Here is a 17,984-nt window from a genome sequence, read left to right on the forward strand (position 1 = left end):
ATGGGGTAATCCAGATGAGTGCAGCAGTGGATTTGACGAAGCGAGTTTCAGGATATCATGTGGTTGAGCAATTATACTGTGGTTCCAGAACCCTAGTTTTTCGAGCCATTCGAGAAACAGATCAGCTTCCGGTTGTCATTAAACTATTAAATCGAGACTATCCCAGCTTTACCGAACTGCTGCAATTCCGCAACCAGTACACCATCGCCAAAAACCTACGTCTGCCGGGAGTCGTTGAACCCTACAATTTAGACTCCTATCGCCACAGCTATGCCCTAGTAATGGAGGATTTTGGGGGCATTTCTCTGCGAGACTACGCCCAAGAGGCCTCGCTGACTCTGGCAGAAATATTGGAAATTGCCATTCAAATAACTGACATCCTTGACGGACTGTACCGAAACCGAGTCATCCACAAAGATATTAAGCCAGCTAACGTCCTAATACATCCGAAAACGAAACAAGTCAAACTGATTGACTTTAGCATTGCCTCCCTACTGCCGAGAGAAACTCAAGAAATTCAAAATCCCAACGTTTTAGAAGGAACCCTCGCCTATATTTCTCCCGAACAAACTGGACGAATGAACCGAGGCATCGACTACCGCACCGACTTTTATTCTCTGGGAGCCACCTTTTACGAACTGCTGACAGGAAAACTGCCATTTGAATGTGACGAACCCATGGAGTTGGTTCACTGCCATATTGCCAAACAACCTCCTTCAATAAACAGCAAACAAATCCCGCAGGTGGTTTCGGATATTGTGATGAAGCTGATGGCAAAAAATGCCGAAAAACGCTATCAAAGTGCATTGGGATTGAAGCATGACTTAGAACGGTGTTTGCAGCAGTGCCAACAAACTGGAAAGATTGAAACTTTTGAGTTAGGAACGCGGGATATATGCGATCGCTTCCTGATTCCCGAAAAACTTTATGGTCGAGAACGAGAAATACAGCAACTTTTAGCAGCCTTTGAACGAGTAGCACAAGGAAAAAGCGAAATGATGCTCGTTGCAGGCTTTTCCGGCATCGGAAAAACCGTTGTGGTCAATGAAGTTCACAAACCAATTGTCCGAAATCATGGCTATTTCAGTAAAGGTAAATTTGACCAGTTCAATCGCAATATTCCCTTTTCGGCATTTGTGCAAGCCTTTCGCGATTTAATGACACAATTGCTGAGTGAAAGCGATCTTCAAATCCAAGCATGGAAAACCAAAATTTTAGCAGCCCTTGGTGACAACGGACAAGTCATTATTGAAGTCATTCCTGAACTAGAACGGATTATCGGACAACAACCCCCAGCCCCAGAATTATCAGGGATAGCTGCTCAAAATCTGTTCAATTTACTATTCCAAAAATTTATCTCTGTCTTTACCACAAAAGAGCATCCCTTAGTAATGTTTCTGGATGACTTACAATGGGCTGATTCGGCATCTTTAAAGTTGATGCAGTTGCTCATAGGTGAATCCCAATCCAGTCACCTGCTATTAATTGGAGCCTATCGAGACAATGAAGTTTCCCCTGCCCACCCCTTGATGTTGACTTTAGATGAAGTCACTAAAACAGGGGCAACTGTCAATACCCTCACACTGGCACCTCTGGCTCGAACCAGTTTGAATCAATTAGTAGCAGATACGCTGACTTGTTCTCTTAACTTAGCAGAACCGCTGACGGAATTAGTGTATCATAAGACAAAAGGAAACCCATTTTTTGCGACGCAGTTTCTCAAGGCATTGCATCAAGATGGATTAATTATTTTCCATCTCCAAGGAGGCTATTGGCAGTGCGATATTAGCAAAATTACAGAAGCAGCCCTGACAGATGATGTAGTTGAATTCATGGCGCAGCAGTTACAGAAATTACCCGTTAAAACTCAGTCAGTTTTAAAATTAGCCGCTTGCATTGGCAATCAGTTCGATCTGACCACATTAGCAATTGTTTCCCAAATATCTGAGACTGAAACGGCAACGGCTTTATGGAAAACTTTACAGGAAGGTTTTGTTTTACCTCAGAGTGAGATTTATAAATTTTATGTAGGTGAAGAAGACAATATCGATCGAGCTACTTCTCAAACAGTTTCCTATCGCTTCTTGCACGATCGCGTCCAGCAAGCAGCTTATTCTTTGATTCCGGAAGAAGAACGCGCGATCGCCCATTATCAAATCGGGCAATTACTCCTGCAACAAATTTCAGCCGAAGCCAGAGAAGAACGCATTTTTGAATTAGTCAATCAGTTGAACTACGGAACCATAATGGTTGTAGAACAGCAGGAAAGGGAGGAACTCGCCCAACTCAACCTCACTGCTTGCCGCAAAGCCAGAGCAGCCACCGCATATCAAGCCGCCCGCGAATATGCCACAGTGGGCCTGAAACTGCTGGGAACAGACGCTTGGCAACGGCAGTACGAAATGACCCTATCTTTGTACGACTTGGCTGCCGAGGTGGCTTTTTTGGCAGGCGATTTTGAGCAGATGCACCAGTGGATTGAAGCGGTGATTCATCATGCGAAAACACCTTTAGAGCAGGTGCAAGTTTACCAAGTAAAAATCCAGGCATTGGTCGCCCACAATAAATTTGTCGAGGCGATCGCGATCGGTCAATCAGTCTTCCAAATGTTAGGCGTCAACCTACCAAATGAACCAACCCTAGACGATATTCGGCAGTTGAAGCAGGAAATTGATGCCCTAATTGAGGGTCGCTCAATTGAGACATTCATTCATCTGCCGAACATGACTGATGCCCAGCAGTTAGCAATTATGCAAAATGCGGCTCGTCTTACACCCGTCTGTTACATGACAGGCTCAAAGCTCTATTTCCTAATAGTTGCTCTACAGGTCAAATTATCAATTCAATTTGGAAATAGTCCTGTTTCGCCCTATTGCTACGCTGGTTACGCCTTCCAACTGAGAATTCTGTGGGGAGACATGACAAAGGTGCCTCAGTTTGGGCAATTAGGATACCAACTCGCCTCAGAGCCAGATGCCAAAAATATTCGAGCCGCAACAGCCCTGTTAATGGGGGGATATGTTGGTCATTGGACGACCCATCTACAAGAATCGCTGCCCATTCTTCTCGATGGCTATCAAGCTGGATTGGAAACCGGCAATCTAGAATTTATGGGCTACGACGCCCAGTTGTACTGCTTTAATGCTTATTGGTGCGGTCAACCGCTAAGTGAACTCGAACCCCAAATTCGCGCCTATTACCAACAGTTGTGCGACCTCCACCAAGTCACAGCAGCAAACTGTGTTTTGGCTTACTGGCAAGCTGCTCTCATTCTGCTGGGTCAGTCAGAGAACGAGATTCCCTTACGCCAAGATTCATACGAAGAAAAAATCCTAAATGAGGCCAAAGTCGATTTTTACCGACTATCCTTCTTTTATCTGTATCGATTCACATTAAATTACTGGCTCCAAGACTTTGCCCAAGCGGAACACGATGGGGCTCAAACCCGACAGTATTTGGCCGGAGGGATGGGAAGTGTCGTGGAACCGATCTTATATTTCTATGATTCTCTGACCGTGCTGGCTACTCCTGGTCAATCGAAAACTGAGTCGGAGCCTCGATGGCAGCGAATGCAAGAAAATCAAGCAAAGTTAAAAGAATGGGCGCATTATGCTCCCATGAATTACTTGCACAAGTACCATTTAGTTGAAGCCCAAAAGCATCAACTCCTCAATTGCAAAACAGAAGCTCTAGAATTTTACGATCTAGCAATTCAAGGAGCCAAAGAAAATGGTTATATCCAAGAGGAAGGATTAGCCAACGAACTCGCAGCAAAATTCTACTGGGAATGGGGCAAAGAAAAAGTCGCCGCCAGCTATATGCAGGAAGCATATTACTGTTATGCCCGTTGGGGTGCACTAGCCAAAGTTGAAGACTTAGAACAACGCTATCCCCAATTACTTCATCCCATCCTGAATCAGCCCAAACTTCGCTTTAATCCCCTAGAGACGCTGGCAACGATGAGCCCGTCTTCACACACTTCCACCAGCAGCAGCACGAGTATTTCCGATGCCCTTGATTTCGCATCTATTGTGCAAGCTGCTCAAGCTTTATCCAGTAAAATTCAGCTTGATGAATTACTCGACACCCTCAACCAAATTATTTTGAAAACTTCTGGGGCCGAAACTTGTGCTTTGCTACTTCCTCATCAGAATGAATGGCAAATCCGAGCAATAACTCACATCAATCCAGATAACGAGTTACCCACAACCCTGCTGCAAACCCAACCTATAGATGGCTCGGCGGTGATTCCGCTCAAGCTTGTTTATTATGTCAAACATACCCTGGAAACTGTGGTTATTGAAGGCGGCAAAACCAATATTCCGGGTTTAATGAATGACTGTACGCTCCAGTATCAGTCTCAGAGTATGCTATGTAGTCCAATTGTCGATCGCGGGAACTTAGTTGCGATACTCTATCTCGAACATAGCTCGACAAAAGGAGTGTTTACTCGCGATCGGCTCCTCGTCCTCAACTTCCTCTGCACTCAGGCTGCCATTTCCTTAGAAAATGCGCGACTGTATCAGCAAGCGCAGGACTATGCCCACCAGGTTGAACAATCTCAACTGCAATTAGTGCAGAGCGAAAAAATGTCGGCTTTGGGCAATTTAGTAGCCGGGGTAGCCCATGAAATTAATAATCCAGTCGGTTTTATTTCTGGGAATATCCATGAAGCGATCGCCGCTGTCAAAGATCTGACCAAATACCTGCAAGTCTACCAAGAAAAATTTCCCCATCCTGGGGATGAAATCGAGCAAATAGCAGAAGAACTTGATATTGAATATCTCGTAGAAGATTTACCCAAAATGTTGAATTCGATGCAAATCGGGTGCGATCGCATCCAAGGTATCAGCACCAGTCTTCGCACCTTCTCCAGAGCAGACAAAGACTACAAAGTTCCTTTCAATATTCATGACGGAATTAACAGTACAATTTTGATTCTCAAACACAGATTGAAAGCGAACGAACAGCGTCCAGCGATTGAAGTTGTGAAAGAGTACGGCAACTTGCCATCAGTTGATTGTTTCCCCGGACAATTAAATCAGGTGTTTATGAATATATTGGCGAATGCGATTGATGCAGTGGAAGAATCAAATCGCGAAGCAGGTTTAGAGAAGATTAAAACCCCAGCTAATTGCATCACGATTCGGACAGAAAGGAAGTCTTCTGAGTGGGTGACGATTCGCATTTATGACAACGGCCCAGGGATATCCGATGAGATAAAAGGTCATATTTTTGACCACTTATTTACAACCAAAGGTGTAGGGAAAGGTACAGGGTTGGGTTTGGCGATCGCACGGCAGATTGTAGTTGAGAAACACTCTGGTATGCTAGAAGTCAACTCAACTTTAGGTCGAGGTACAGAATTTACGATTTCACTGCCATGTTGATTATTACCTTGGTAATTTATAGCCAATTTTTGGATTTTTTTTGAAAATGGATTTTTTTTTATAACCCACTTGACAATCGCACTAATTCATAAAGGAATTTCGATCGCAAATTCCGTACCTTCTCCTACGGTGGAACGGCAGCTCAAGGCTCCGGCGTGTTTTTCCGCCACAATTCGGTAACTGATGGCTAACCCTAAACCAGTGCCTTTTCCCATCGGTTTTGTCGTGAAAAACGGGTCAAATAATCGGCTCCGCACGTCTTCTGTCATGCCGATCGCATTATCGGCAATGCGGATACAAATACTATTTTCGTTCAGGGCTTCTGTGCGAATGCTAATAGTTGGTTTCCAATCGTCGCCGACCGCCGCAGATCGCCTTTTTTGGTTGCAAGCATCTTCCAAGGCGTCAATACTGTTGCTAAGCAGATTCATAAATACCTGATTGAGCTGACCTGCATAACATTCTATTAAAGGGAGTTGACCGTAATCTTTGATTATTTTTATTTCGGGATAGTCGCCTCTGGCTCGGAGTTTGTTGTGCAATATTAAGAGGGTATTGTCTATCCCTTCGTGAAGGTTAGTAGGTTTTTTTACCGAGTCGTCTAAACGCGAGAAGTTTCGCAAACTCAGAACTATTTCGCGAATGCGATCTGCTCCCATTTTCATCGAAGATAATATTTTTAGCAAATCTTCTATCAAAAACTCTAAATCGATATTATCAATACATTGTTGAATTTCTACCGCTGGCTGAGGATAGTGTTTTTTGTAAAGTTCCACAAGCTGCAACAAGTCTCTGATATATTGGCTAGCATAGGAAATATTGCCGTAGATAAAACTGACAGGGTTATTAATTTCGTGAGCTACTCCAGCTACCATTTGACCGAGACTTGACATTTTTTCGGTATGAATTAGGTGAGCTTGAGTTTCTCGGAGTTCTTTGAGAGCGATTTCTAGCTGCTGGGATCTGTTGTTGGCGATCGCCTCGGAGAGCCGCAAAGCATCCTCCGCTGCTTTGCGCTCTGTTATGTCAAAAATGGCGCCGTTGAGGGATAAAACTTTACCGTCTACATTGAAAAGGGCTTGACCTTTCTCTACAACCCACCGCACATTTCCGTCGCAGTGAATTAGGCGATATTCGATGATGTAAGGTTGTTTTGTTTTAATAGCCCGATCGATAATTGTCTCGATATGCTGCACGTCATCGGGATGAACTATACTCGGAAAAGCCTGCACCGGTTTTTGCATAAAGTTAGCTGCGGGATAGCCGGAAATAGCTTCTATGCCACTGCTGATAAAAGTTAGGCTCGATCGCCCAGCAGCACTACATCGGTAAACCGCACCGGGAATGCTAGAAACTAATGACCTAAATTCTTCTTCCCTTTCTCGCAAAGCTGCCTCAATCCGCTTACGTTCGCTAATGTCACGAGCAAACGCGCACTGATATTCTTTGCCGTTAAATTCCAAATGATCGATCGTAATTTCTACCGGAAAAATGCGACCGTACTTAGTGACGTGGTGAACTTCAATATTAACCGAACCGCAGCGTTTTAAGACTTTCCAGTGCAAACTCCAAGCAGTTTGGGGAAAATCTGGATTGATGTCGTGTACTGTCATCGAAAGCAATTCTGCTGCAGAATATCCCAATGAAGTGCAAGCAGAGTCGTTGACGTACAAAAATTTACCGTCCGACCCGATCCAGAATACCGCATCTGCCGATCGGTCGATCGCAAACTGAGTCAGTTGCAACTTTTCCTCAACTCGGTGGCGATCTGCAATTTCTTTTTCTAACTGTTCGTTAAGCGAATTGATATCTAAAGCGCTATCGACAATAGTATCAGAAAGGGAAAAATTGAGTGATGGTTTTGCCAATTCTCCTTTGTGGATATCATGCTGGTGATGGTTTTTTTCTACCTGTTTTAACGGCAGTTGTTGAAGATTTTCTTTGTGATTTAAACCAGAATCTGCAAGTGCTTTCGGCATGAGGGCGAGAGCGACTGCGGCTAAAAGCAAAGAAATCAAAGCACTTGCAGCTTTGAGAGTTACCGACAGCCAATATATGGAATGCCAAAGCGTCCAAACTTCCGTCAATTTAGCAGCGCCCCAGGCAAAAAAAACAACGGCAAACAGCCGGAAAATCTTGCGCTGAGAACCTTGGCGGGAAAAATAAACTAAAGAGAGGGCGATCGAGCAATAAGCCAGTGCCGTCAGGGAGTCAAAAACAGCGTACAGTCGCAACTCCGGTACCGCGTTGCAGCCGAGTGTGGAAGATACAGCAAGTGTTGAAAAAAAAATTGTTAATTGTTCTTGCATAAAGTTCAAGAAAAAAATTATCTGTACCAATGCAAATCAGATCAAATCTAATTATTTGATTTTGGCTAGTGAAATATTTACATAATTATATACTTTTTTCATTTTTTATGAAACCGCTATTTTGTAAAGGAATGTCAAAACTGTCTCGGTTAGGCTTTGGGAGCGAAGGTTTCCCGAAGTATGAGCCATGCCGAGCGTCACGGCTCGCAACGCTTACAATGCTTACGTTACTCCCTGTCACGGAATAGATAGGTTCGCCTACTGATTGCTTCAGAAACATTTAAATTGTTAATGATCACTATTAAATTTTCTTTTAGATTACTTAAGCAGTGAGCCAGGGGTTTGTAACCTCTGGCTCACAGATGGACTAGCAGACTTTTAAGGCAGAGAAAATCTCAATTTTTGCGCTGGGAATCCACAATTAAGCGCCGCCGAGCGCCCAATGGACCAAAGTCCGAACTCCAAAACCAGTAGCGCCAGGGCCATTGTAGCCATTTTCTTTGTCAGTCCAAACCGGGCCGGCAATATCTAAATGCGCCCATGCAGTATCCTTTACAAACTGCTTCAAAAATAGCGCCGCCGTAATTGAACCGCCGGGACGTGGGCCTGTGTTTTTCATGTCAGCGTGCAATGCTTTCAAGCCCTCAAAATACTTCTCTTCCATCGGCATTCGCCAAAATTTTTCGCCTGCCAATTCTGAGGCAGCGACTATTTCGGCGGCGACGCTATCTTGAGGACTCCACAAACCAGCGATATCGTCACCTAAAGCAATTACGCAGGCCCCGGTTAGAGTTGCTAAATCGACAATCGCGTCAACTCCCAATTTATCAGCAAATACCAAAGCATCAGCGAGGGTTAAACGACCTTCAGCGTCGGTATTGTTGACTTCAATTGTTTTGCCGTTGGAAGCTGTAAGGATGTCTCCAGGACGCATGGCGCGGCCGCTGATCATGTTTTCAGTGACGGCGCTGATAAAGTGAACTTCCACATCGGGTTTGATGTGTCCGATCGCCTTTGCTGCTCCCAAAGTAGCCGCAGCGCCGCCCATATCTATTTTCATCATTTCAATGCCGCTGCCCGCACCTTTGATGTTCAAACCGCCGGAATCAAAGGTCAATCCTTTGCCCACAATTGCTATTTTGCGGCGCGGTGTGCCTTCTGGTTTGTAAGTTAAATGGATGAATTTAGGTGGTAAATCAGATGCTAGTGCCACGCCGAGAAAGGCTCCCATGCCTAGTTTTTCGCAGTCTTCCCGCTCCAGTATTTCTAATTCTAAACCGCATTCGGCAGCCAGACTTTGAGCAGTTTCTGCCATGGTAATCGGGGTGACAAAATTTGCAGGCGCTGCGACTAATTCGCGTGCTAAAATGACTCCGGCAGTGATTTGACGGGCGCGGGCGATCGCACTTTCTGTACCGGCAAAACCGAGCAAATGAATTTGTTCGATTTGCGGGCTTTTGTCTTCCTGTTCCGATTTGAAACGGTTGTCTTGATTCAGAGAGAGTTCTACACCTTCGGCGATCGCGCTTGCTGTAACATCCGGCGCGTTTTTCCACACCGGAAAGCTAATTCCGAGGGTTTTGCATTTCTCTTTTTTGGCTAACTTGGCGCAAACGCCTGCTGCTTGCCGCACGGTGTCTAATTTTAAGTCCTCTGTTTTGCCCAAACCGACGATCGCAATTTTGCGAATGGGATTATTGCCGCCGACGCGGGTGATGGCGCTCGTACCCACTTTGCCCTTAAAATCTACTTCCAGTAGCAGCTCTTTCAAAGTGCCTGCAAGCTTTTCATCTAATTGTGCCAGCTCGCCGGTGAGTTCCAAGCCGTCCTCAAATAGACCAATTGCCAGGGCGTCTCCCGTCCAAACAGAGCGGGGCGTATCGGTGACTAGAAATTCCATGTTTTGATTTACACTTTAGATTTTAGATTTTTGATTGTACTTTGCAGTGGGTGGTTTGTGGTTTTTCGTTGGTGCGGGTAAATAGATCGATCGCACAAATTCTTCGCTCCACATCGAAATAAATTCTGCTACTATATCAGCCAAGTCCGCCTGCGATCGGATCTTCCACCAATCTCAATCATCTGTGTGGGGGTGGGCTGTCCGTTTTTGCCCCACTATTAACATTTATTTCTCGTTGAACAGGCATCCTGCCTGTGATGGCGTGGAACACCCATCCTGTCTGTGATGGCTTTTGACAAACGATCGGTTCTTTATATCTTATTCTCTTAAATTTTCCCATGCTAAAACGACGCCGGGCCCGATTTTCTGTTTTAATCAGCGTTTCAGTTTGCGTTATTGCGATCGGATCTTTGGTTGCTGCGATGAAATGGATGGGTTTTGGCTCGGTCCAGAAGGCCGAGCAGCCACTGAATGCAGCGAATTCCGAATCGCAAGTCAAGATGCTGGTATCGCTATCACCGATCGAGCGATCGGCGAAATTAGTTGAACTCGCAACCAGTCAGTCTGCAAGTACGAACCCGCAGCAGGAAATCTCCCCTCAAAGCCGCGCCCGCTATCTGCTTGCCAGCGATTTAATCCAGCAAGGAAATGCGGCCAAAGCATTAAAGTTATTGGATAAATTAGAGCAAGAATATCCGGTTTTAGCTGCTCACATTGCCCTAAAAAGGGCGCAAGCTTACCAATTGAGCGGCGACAAAGGCAAAACTCAAAAAGCTTGGGAGGAACTGCTCAAAAACTATCCGAGCGACCCGGTAGCAGCGGAAGCTTTATATATTTTAGGGAACTCAAAACCGGAATATTGGCAACAGGCAATTACTGAATTTCCGGGTCATCCCCGCAGCGTAGAAATTGCCCTCCGCAAGTTAAAAGAAAATCCCAATCAGCCGAAGTTGATGCTGCTCGTAGCAAAACACGGTCATTATGTCAAAGATTACGGGACAATTTTGGAACAACTGGTGCAGCGAAACAGCGCCGGTTTGAAACCGGAAGATTGGGAAGAAATTGCCTTTGGCTATTGGGAAAAACAAAATTACGGCAAAGGAGCTATTGCTTACGGGAAAGCTCCCCGCAACGCCAAAAATCTTTACCGCAAAGCTCGCGGTTTGTGGCTAGACGGAAAAATCCCGGAATCGAGAATTGCCTATCAAGAATTAGTGCGGGAGTTTCCCGATGCCGAAGATACTGGTTTGGGTTTAATTCGGCTGTCGCGGCTGAGCGAACCGAAAGAAGCGATCGTTTTGCTCGATCGAGTTATTAGCAAATTCCCCAATTATGCCCCCGAAGCTTTGTTAGATAAATCCCAACTTCTCGACAAAGCACGCAGCGGTCAATCCGCCTCAGATACCCGGAAGTTGCTCTTGACAAAATACAATAATTCTGATAAAGCAGGGGAATTGCGGTGGACGATCGCCCAACAGTTTGCCAAAGGCGGAGATTTAAAATCAGCTTGGCAGTGGGCGAGAGAATTAACCACCCACAATCCCGACAGCGAACAAGCTCCAGAAGCCGCATTTTGGGTCGGGAAATGGGCACAGCAACTCGGTCGGCAACAAGACGCCAAGACTGCATTTGAGTACACTATATTACGCTATCCAGAATCATATTTTGCGTGGCGATCGGCTGTACTTCTCGGCTGGCCCGTCGGCGACTTTACCACAGTCCGAGATTTGTCTCCCAATGTAGTGCGGCCACCTCAGCGCCCCGAACCAACTGCGGGTTCTCCTGCGTTGAAAGAACTCTATCAATTAGGTCAAGATAGAGATGCTTGGACGCTGTGGCAAGTTGAATTTATCGATCGCGTAGAACCAAGTATTGCCGAACAGTTTACCGACGGTTTAATGCGAGTTGCAGTCGGAGACAATTTAGACGGTTTGTGGATGGTTGGGAGTTTGCGGCAGCGCGATAAACCAGATGATAGAAGCCAATACCTCGAACTCAGACAGCAACCGATTTATTGGCAAGCACTTTATCCTTTTCCTTACTTAGAAACCATTGTCAAATGGTCAAAAGAACGCACCATAAATCCAGTATTAGTAACTGCATTAATCCGGCAAGAATCGCGGTTTATGCCCGCCATCAAATCATCAGTTGGCGCTACTGGTTTAATGCAAGTAATGCCAGAAACAGCAGCTTGGGTTGCTGGACAAATCAGCCTCAAAAAGTATTCATTGGAGAATGTAGACGACAACGTTAAACTTGGTACATGGTATTTAGATCACACTCACGACGAGTACAAGAATAACTCGATGTTAGCTGTGGCGAGTTACAATGCCGGGCCAAATGCAGTAGCAGATTGGTTGAAGAGGTTTAATTTTAGTGACCCGGATGCTTTTGCGGAAAAGATTCCGTTTCCTGAAACGAAAGGATACGTGAAATCGGTGTTTGAGAATTACTGGAATTATCTGCGGATTTACAATCCAGAAGTTAATCAGTTAATGAGTGAGCATTATGCGGCTGCTCAGAAAAAAGCAAAGCCTTAGTAAATTTGGTTTAGGCTGTCAGGAACGGGCGTGAGAACCCGTTCCACAAACAAATTTATTTGTTGTATTTATTGATTGTGGGCTGGGCTTCTAGCCCGCCCTAAACCGGCTCTCCGGCCCGTCCCACAAACAAATTTATTTTGTGTATTTATTGATTGTGGGCTGGGCTTCTAGCCCAGAACAGGCAAGGTGCCCGTTCCACAAATTGAAATTATGGGATTGTAAAATAAATCAGCGGCATCCCAAGGAATCACGAGTAGAAATCCCTGTTTGAGAATTAATACCGCTGGCTTTTGTGCACAATTCTTTAACTTGTGATCCGTCCATAATTGCGTCGGTAAAGTCAGCCCCAGTGATATCAACTCCGTCAAAAGTAGAACGCAGCAAAATTGTTTCCGCCAAAATTGCATCACTTAAATCGGCATTAGTAAATTTAACTTGATCAATCATTGCATTAGTTAAATTAGCGCCGTGCAAATTCGCCTGAGTCATCACCGAAGCGCTCATAATTGCTCCCCGCAAATCGGCATTAGAAAAATTAGTCAAGTCCATATTAGCGTTAGAAAACTCAGCGGCCCGCAGCATTTGACCGGAAAAATCGCGTCTTGTCAGTTCCGCGTTGCTAAAGGACAACGGCGGAGCGTAATATTTAGATTGAGCTTGGGCTGGCTGCGGCAGGATGAAGATAGTTAGCGCCAAGAGCAATGCTGCTAGTTGCCGGAGTTTCATAAATCTGATATTCTCGCAAGGTGGATATTTCGTAGTGTATCCCGAACTTTGGTCGATCGACTAAACAGGTACAATCTTAATTAATAGTGATGGGGATGGAAAAAAAGATATGCTAAGTTTTTTCTTAACTTGGATAGTAGCAGCGGTGTCGCTGATCATTACCGCTAACATTGTACCAGGTATTGCGGTGGTTAGCTTTCCGGCTGCGATGGTGGCTGCTGTTGTTATCGGATTGGTGAACGCGGTTGTCAGACCGATTCTTACATTGCTGACGCTGCCTTTGACCATTATTACTTTAGGTTTGTTTTTATTCGTTGTGAATGCAATTTCGCTTTCCCTGGCTTCGTGGTTGGCGGGTGCGTTCAATATCGGCTTTGCTGTTAACGGTTTTTGGCCGGCTTTGTTTGGTTCGATTGTTTTGTCATTCGTTTCTGGGGTGATTGGTCGATTTGTGAATGCCAATACTTTGTCTCAGTAATACATTATCCCAGATACTCGATCGCGGAAACTGCAACCGCTACTGTTACCGCAGAACCCGCCCTAACCCCTCCTTGTGAAAGGGGGGGATTTTTGTTGCGAAATATTTGTTTAGGGACTAAAAGCCTTTCACGGGCGCGTAGGATACCCACCCCACAACCAGATTCACTCTTTGTGGAACAGGCATCTTGCCTGTTGTTGAGAATGGTACAAGATATCAGTTCGATCGCACAAAGTGCCGCAGCTTCTGCTACACTAGGCGTCCCGACTTGTTTGACTACAATATTTGAAGGATTGGGGACTTCTACGGAACTTAAAATGTCAGCAGCAAAGGTTTTTAACGGCCAGTTTCGCGCTTGACAAAGTTCTAACAAGCCGACTTCACCTGCTTTAGTGTCTATTGTAGCAATACCTGCGATCGCACTTTCCGCTAAATGATAACCGCGACATACATTTTGAATCGCAGTTTCGATTAATTCTCGCCCTGTTCCGCGTTCGCAACCTACCCCTATCCACAACACTCTTGGATGCCACTGAACCTTTGGCAAAGCAGATTCCGGCGAAAATCTTCTCTGGGTGAAACTAATCCAAATTCGGGCTTTGATAGTTGATATATTTTCGCCATCCCAATACAAAGAATGTTTTTCGGGCAGGCTGTTGTGCCACAAAGTAGAACCAACTTCTTGAATTACTTCGACAGTTTCCCCTCTAGCAAGAGCCGCCGCCACTCCTGTCCAGTCACCTTCGCCCCGGCTCCAACCGCTGGGAATGTCTAGCATATCTAAAGTAAATTCATCGCTCATTATTCAGTTATCTATTCTGTAGTTTCACTGCGACCGCAATCTAAAAAAAAACTTAACACTCTGTTGAGTGAAAATTTTGGTACAATTGTAGCACAAACTACAAAAAACCCAACATTTAAGATGGTAGAACTAAATCAGTTACTGTTAGAGTTTGAAAGCAACCTCAAATGGGAAGGAGTTACACAAAAATGGATAGAGCGCCGGGAAAGTTGGGTGAGCGATGTTGCAGCATCAGTTAACCTGACATATCTAGCAGAATTGCTAGTTGAATTGGAATCTAACTTGCAGTGGGAATCGGTGGATATTCAGTGGCAAGAGCGTCGAGACCGTTGGGTAGAAGAATGTCTGGGAGCATCGATTGTTCAAGAAGTATCAAGTTTATTGCTGGAACTTGAAACCAATACCAATTGGAAAGCTGTGACAGATGAATGGCAGCAAAATCGCGAGAAATGGGTGCAGGAAATGCACAAGTTTAACGAGTAGTTTCGAGGGGTTAGAGCCTGCAAACATGCGTTTCCTGGCTCTAAAATTTCCTAATGACTAATCACTAATTCTTGATATTTCAGCAAAACCCCATTCAGAAAAATATCTGCGAGTCCTTCAGCCATTTCCTGCATTTGCGGCCGAGAAGCATTCGGCTTCATAATCGTATTTTGACTGAAGGGCGCGACTGCAAACATTCCCAAAAATACCTGAGCGACAATTCTCGGACTCATCTTTGGATAAACTTGTTTTCCCATCGCCGTTTCCAAATAAAGCCTCAGCTACATAGCTAATTATAAAAAAACCAACACTCTCAATCAATAAAATTTGTACAAAAATAGCACAAACTGCAAACAAGACAAAATTTAATATGGTAGAACTAAATCAATTACTGTTAGAGTTTCAAGCCCACCTAAACAGGGACGCAGTGACGGAAGAATGGAAAGAACGTCGCAACTGTTGGATGAGCGAGGTGTTAGCAGCAAGTGACGAAAAACACCTCGCCAAATTGCTAGTTGAATTAGAATCAAATTTTCAGCGAGAAGCAGTACAAAGCCTCTGGAAAATGATCCGTGAAAGTTGGGTAGAAGAATGTCATATAGCATCGACGCTAGAAGAAGTATCAAGTCTCTTGCTGGAACTTGAAAGCAATACAACTTGGGAAGTAGTGACGGATGAATGGCAGGATTATCGGGAGAAGTGGGTGCAAAAGATGTACGAATTTATAGAGTAAGTGGGGAGTGGTGACTACTTATTGGTTATTGGTTATTAATTATAATCACCAATAAGTAACAACCAATAAATAACCCATAACTAATTATTGATCTTTCAGTAAAACCCCATTCAGAAAAATATCAGCAAGTCCTTCAGCCATTTCCTGCATTTCTTGCGGAGAAGCATTCGGCTCCATAATCGTATTTTGACTGAAACCCGCGACTGCAAACATTCCCAAAAATACCTGAGCGACAATCTTCGGATTCATCTTTCGATAAACTCCTTTTTCCATCGCCGTTTCAAAAAAAGCCTCAGCCACATCGCTCATTTTTCCGATGACTTCCAACTGAATTCTGTCGCGCAAATCCGGGTGAAATTGCGCCTCCAAAAAACACACCCGCATCATGTCGCTATTCTCGCGGATATTCAGCATCCGCCGCCGCATCACCTGAGCCACTGCTTTGTAACTGCCCATCTCGCTCAATTCAGTCAGCAAATCCGTCAGCAACTCCACCCATCCTTCCGTCGCCACCTCAATCAAAATCGCTTTTTTATTATCAAAATGCCGAAATAGCGTACCCTCGGCTACCCCCGCCGCCGCTGCTAAATCACGAGTTGTCGTGCCGTCGTATCCGCTGCGGGCAAACAACCGCTGAGCTGCTTGTAAAATTCGCTTCTTAGTTTCTGTTTCAGAAGGAGGAGACTGATTAAAAATTCGCATGGCTTTGCAATCGGTAATTGGCTACTTGGAACTACGGGAGCTGGACTGAGGGACTAATTGATGTTAAGTTTTAAAAAGAATCTCTGGCATTGAGGGCAAACATTTTTTTGTTTGACAATCCAAAATCCAAAATCTAAAATCTAAAATCGAATGACCCTTTTTGAGATTTGCTGTATCAGCCTAACATCTGCGGCGCAACAGATCGCTTATGCCTCAAAAAATCTTTATCCTGAGAAAAGAATCTCTGGCCACCGAGCACAAACATTTTTTTGTTTGACCATCCAAAATCTAAAATCTAAAATCTAAAATCGAATGACCCCGCAGTTCCAAAAACCCCGTGAAGCGAAGCTATCCCGTAGGGAATCGCCCGTGAGCAAAACTCGATTCATTGCCTCCCTGCTGGCCGCTGTACTGCTGTGGTGGGGACTTTTCCCGGAAATCGCCCTCGCCCGCCCCAACCCCGCTAGCGGCTCCCAAGCAGTCTCTGTTCAACCGTCGCTCGATCGAGTAATCAGCCAAGTCAGCGAATTTAAGCTCGACAACGGCATGAAATTTATCGTACTCGAAAGGCCCAGAGCGCCCGTAGCATCGTTTCTGATACACGCCGATGTCGGCGGCGCAAACGAACCCGACGGCCAAACCGGAGTCGCTCACTATCTCGAACATTTAGCCTTCAAAGGCACGCCAAAAATCGGCACTACCGACTACCAAGCCGAAAAGCCGCTGCTAGAAAAACAAGACCAACTCTTCGAGCAAATGCAAGCAGCCAAGGCCAGCGGCAAAACTGAAGAAGTCGCCCAATTAAAAGCAGAATTTGACAAAGTTGAAGCCGAAGCTTCGCAATTTGTCAAGCGCAATGAACTCGGCAAAATAGTGGAACAAGCAGGCGGAGTCGGACTAAATGCCGCTACTTCCACCGACGCCACAATGTATTTTTACAGCCTTCCAGCTAACAAGTTAGAAATGTGGATGTCGCTGGAATCCGAGCGATTTCTAGAACCAGTATTTCGGGAATTTTACAAGGAAAAACAGGTAATTTTAGAAGAGCGCAGGCTGCGAACCGAGAATTCTCCGATCGGACAAATGGTTGAAGCTTTTGCCAACAAAGCTTTCTCTGTTCATCCCTACCGCCGCCCTGTAATTGGCTCCACTGAAGACATTCAAAACCTCCGCCGCAGCGACGTGCAGAAGTTTTTCGAGACTCACTACGTTCCCAGCAAGCTGACTGTGGCGGTGGTAGGAGACGTGAAAGCTTCGGAGGTGAAGCGACTAGCTCAAATTTATTTCGGCCGTTACAAGGCCTCACCAGCGCCTCCAGAATTGCAGATTGTCGAACCTCCCCAAACGCAAACGAAGGAAGTCACGCTGAAATTAAAAACTCAACCTTGGTATTTGGAAGGGTATCACAAACCGGCGATGAATCATCCCGACAATGCCATTTATGAAATGATTGGTTCTTTGCTCAGCGATGGCCGCACTTCTCGGCTTTACAAATCTTTGGTAGAAGAGCAGCAATTGGCGCTGGCTGCTCAAGGTTTCAGTGGTTATCCGGGGGAAAAGTATCCGAATTTGATGTTATTTTACGCTCAAACTGCTCCGGGCCGCACGGTTGATGAGGTGGCGGCAGCTTTGAGCAAGGAAATCGAGCGCCTGAAAACAGAGCCGGTTTCTGCTTTGGAATTGGAGCGAGTGAAAACTCAGGCGAGAGCCGATTTGTTGCGATCGCTCAATTCTAATATGGGTATGGCATTTGCGCTGGTTGACTATCAAGTGAAAACTGGTTCGTGGCAAAATTTGTTTAAGGAATTGGATGCGATCGCCGCTGTTACTCCCGCTGACATTCAGCGTGTCGCTCAGGCAACTTTCCGCCCGGAAAATCGCACGATTGGTAAGCTTTTGCCGCTTTAAGGAAGTCAGT

The 17,984-nt window shown here is 45.2% G+C and carries 11 protein-coding genes and 1 pseudogene; 6 read left to right on the forward strand and 6 right to left on the reverse strand.

The features are described from left to right. Window positions 1-14: 14 nt before the first annotated feature. Window positions 15-5,390 (forward strand): AAA family ATPase, encoded by a 5,376-nt coding sequence (locus QT979_RS18285; protein ID WP_333311332.1) that lies wholly within the window; start codon window positions 15-17, stop codon window positions 5,388-5,390. Between the two features lie 86 nt (window positions 5,391-5,476). Here QT979_RS18285 and QT979_RS18290 read toward each other — a convergent pair whose 3' ends face one another. Continuing rightward, a complete protein-coding gene (locus QT979_RS18290) occupies window positions 5,477-7,699 on the reverse strand; it encodes a PAS domain S-box protein (protein ID WP_333311333.1) in 2,223 nt (740 codons plus the stop codon). A 421-nt stretch (window positions 7,700-8,120) separates the two neighbouring features. After that, window positions 8,121-9,599 (reverse strand): leucyl aminopeptidase, encoded by a 1,479-nt coding sequence (locus tag QT979_RS18295; protein WP_333311334.1) that lies wholly within the window; start codon window positions 9,597-9,599, stop codon window positions 8,121-8,123. A 338-nt stretch (window positions 9,600-9,937) separates the two neighbouring features. Here QT979_RS18295 and QT979_RS18300 point away from each other — a divergent pair, with 338 nt between their 5' ends. Then, the gene (locus QT979_RS18300) at window positions 9,938-12,139 is read left to right on the forward strand and encodes a transglycosylase SLT domain-containing protein (RefSeq protein ID WP_333311335.1); all 2,202 of its coding nucleotides are present in this window, start codon (window positions 9,938-9,940) and stop codon (window positions 12,137-12,139) included. Window positions 12,140-12,370: 231 nt separating this feature from the next. Here QT979_RS18300 and QT979_RS18305 read toward each other — a convergent pair whose 3' ends face one another. Next, window positions 12,371-12,868 (reverse strand): pentapeptide repeat-containing protein, encoded by a 498-nt coding sequence (locus QT979_RS18305; RefSeq protein ID WP_333083386.1) that lies wholly within the window; start codon window positions 12,866-12,868, stop codon window positions 12,371-12,373. A 109-nt stretch (window positions 12,869-12,977) separates the two neighbouring features. Here QT979_RS18305 and QT979_RS18310 point away from each other — a divergent pair, with 109 nt between their 5' ends. After that, window positions 12,978-13,346 carry a phage holin family protein gene (locus tag QT979_RS18310; RefSeq protein WP_333228596.1) on the forward strand — a complete coding sequence of 123 codons (369 nt, stop codon included), beginning with the start codon at window positions 12,978-12,980 and terminating at the stop codon, window positions 13,344-13,346. Between the two features lie 4 nt (window positions 13,347-13,350). Here QT979_RS18310 and QT979_RS18315 read toward each other — a convergent pair whose 3' ends face one another. After that, complete coding sequence (locus tag QT979_RS18315; RefSeq protein WP_333311336.1) at window positions 13,351-14,148, reverse strand: cobalamin biosynthesis protein; 798 nt, start codon at window positions 14,146-14,148, stop codon at window positions 13,351-13,353. A 120-nt stretch (window positions 14,149-14,268) separates the two neighbouring features. Between QT979_RS18315 and QT979_RS18320 the strand changes: the two genes are divergently transcribed. Continuing rightward, entirely contained in the window at window positions 14,269-14,631 is a 363-nt protein-coding gene (locus tag QT979_RS18320) for a hypothetical protein (RefSeq protein ID WP_333212150.1), read from the forward strand. A 50-nt stretch (window positions 14,632-14,681) separates the two neighbouring features. On the opposite strand, the pseudogene QT979_RS18325 reads toward QT979_RS18320, so the two are convergent. Then, a pseudogene (locus tag QT979_RS18325) lies at window positions 14,682-14,903 on the reverse strand (TetR/AcrR family transcriptional regulator); the annotation flags it as partial. Between the two features lie 98 nt (window positions 14,904-15,001). Between QT979_RS18325 and QT979_RS18330 the strand changes: the two are divergent. Beyond that, window positions 15,002-15,364: a hypothetical protein gene (locus tag QT979_RS18330; protein WP_333212148.1), complete on the forward strand. Its 363-nt coding sequence runs from the start codon at window positions 15,002-15,004 to the stop codon at window positions 15,362-15,364. An 84-nt stretch (window positions 15,365-15,448) separates the two neighbouring features. Here the strand turns inward: QT979_RS18330 and QT979_RS18335 are convergent, their stop codons facing one another. Next, on the reverse strand, window positions 15,449-16,066 hold the full coding sequence (locus QT979_RS18335; RefSeq protein ID WP_333212146.1) for a helix-turn-helix domain-containing protein: 618 nt from the start codon (window positions 16,064-16,066) through the stop codon (window positions 15,449-15,451). Window positions 16,067-16,378: 312 nt separating this feature from the next. On the opposite strand from QT979_RS18335, the gene QT979_RS18340 reads away from it, so the two are divergent. Continuing rightward, window positions 16,379-17,974 (forward strand): pitrilysin family protein, encoded by a 1,596-nt coding sequence (locus tag QT979_RS18340; RefSeq protein ID WP_333311337.1) that lies wholly within the window; start codon window positions 16,379-16,381, stop codon window positions 17,972-17,974. The last annotated feature ends 10 nt before the right edge of the window (window positions 17,975-17,984 follow it).

Source organism: Microcoleus sp. w2-18bC1 (assembly GCF_036700365.1).
In the GTDB taxonomy this organism is placed as follows: Bacteria; Cyanobacteriota; Cyanobacteriia; order Cyanobacteriales; family Microcoleaceae; genus Microcoleus.

What these genes read in the sequence shown, in the direction of transcription:
- QT979_RS18285 (WP_333311332.1), top strand. Translation starts at nt 15, where the DNA reads ATGAGTGCAGCAGTGGATTTGACGAAGCGAGTTTCAGGATATCATGTG.
- QT979_RS18290 (WP_333311333.1), bottom strand. Translation starts at nt 7,699, where the DNA reads ATGCAAGAACAATTAACAATTTTTTTTTCAACACTTGCTGTATCTTCC.
- QT979_RS18295 (WP_333311334.1), bottom strand. Translation starts at nt 9,599, where the DNA reads ATGGAATTTCTAGTCACCGATACGCCCCGCTCTGTTTGGACGGGAGAC.
- QT979_RS18300 (WP_333311335.1), top strand. Translation starts at nt 9,938, where the DNA reads ATGCTAAAACGACGCCGGGCCCGATTTTCTGTTTTAATCAGCGTTTCA.
- QT979_RS18305 (WP_333083386.1), bottom strand. Translation starts at nt 12,868, where the DNA reads ATGAAACTCCGGCAACTAGCAGCATTGCTCTTGGCGCTAACTATCTTC.
- QT979_RS18310 (WP_333228596.1), top strand. Translation starts at nt 12,978, where the DNA reads ATGCTAAGTTTTTTCTTAACTTGGATAGTAGCAGCGGTGTCGCTGATC.
- QT979_RS18315 (WP_333311336.1), bottom strand. Translation starts at nt 14,148, where the DNA reads ATGAGCGATGAATTTACTTTAGATATGCTAGACATTCCCAGCGGTTGG.
- QT979_RS18320 (WP_333212150.1), top strand. Translation starts at nt 14,269, where the DNA reads ATGGTAGAACTAAATCAGTTACTGTTAGAGTTTGAAAGCAACCTCAAA.
- QT979_RS18330 (WP_333212148.1), top strand. Translation starts at nt 15,002, where the DNA reads ATGGTAGAACTAAATCAATTACTGTTAGAGTTTCAAGCCCACCTAAAC.
- QT979_RS18335 (WP_333212146.1), bottom strand. Translation starts at nt 16,066, where the DNA reads ATGCGAATTTTTAATCAGTCTCCTCCTTCTGAAACAGAAACTAAGAAG.
- QT979_RS18340 (WP_333311337.1), top strand. Translation starts at nt 16,379, where the DNA reads ATGACCCCGCAGTTCCAAAAACCCCGTGAAGCGAAGCTATCCCGTAGG.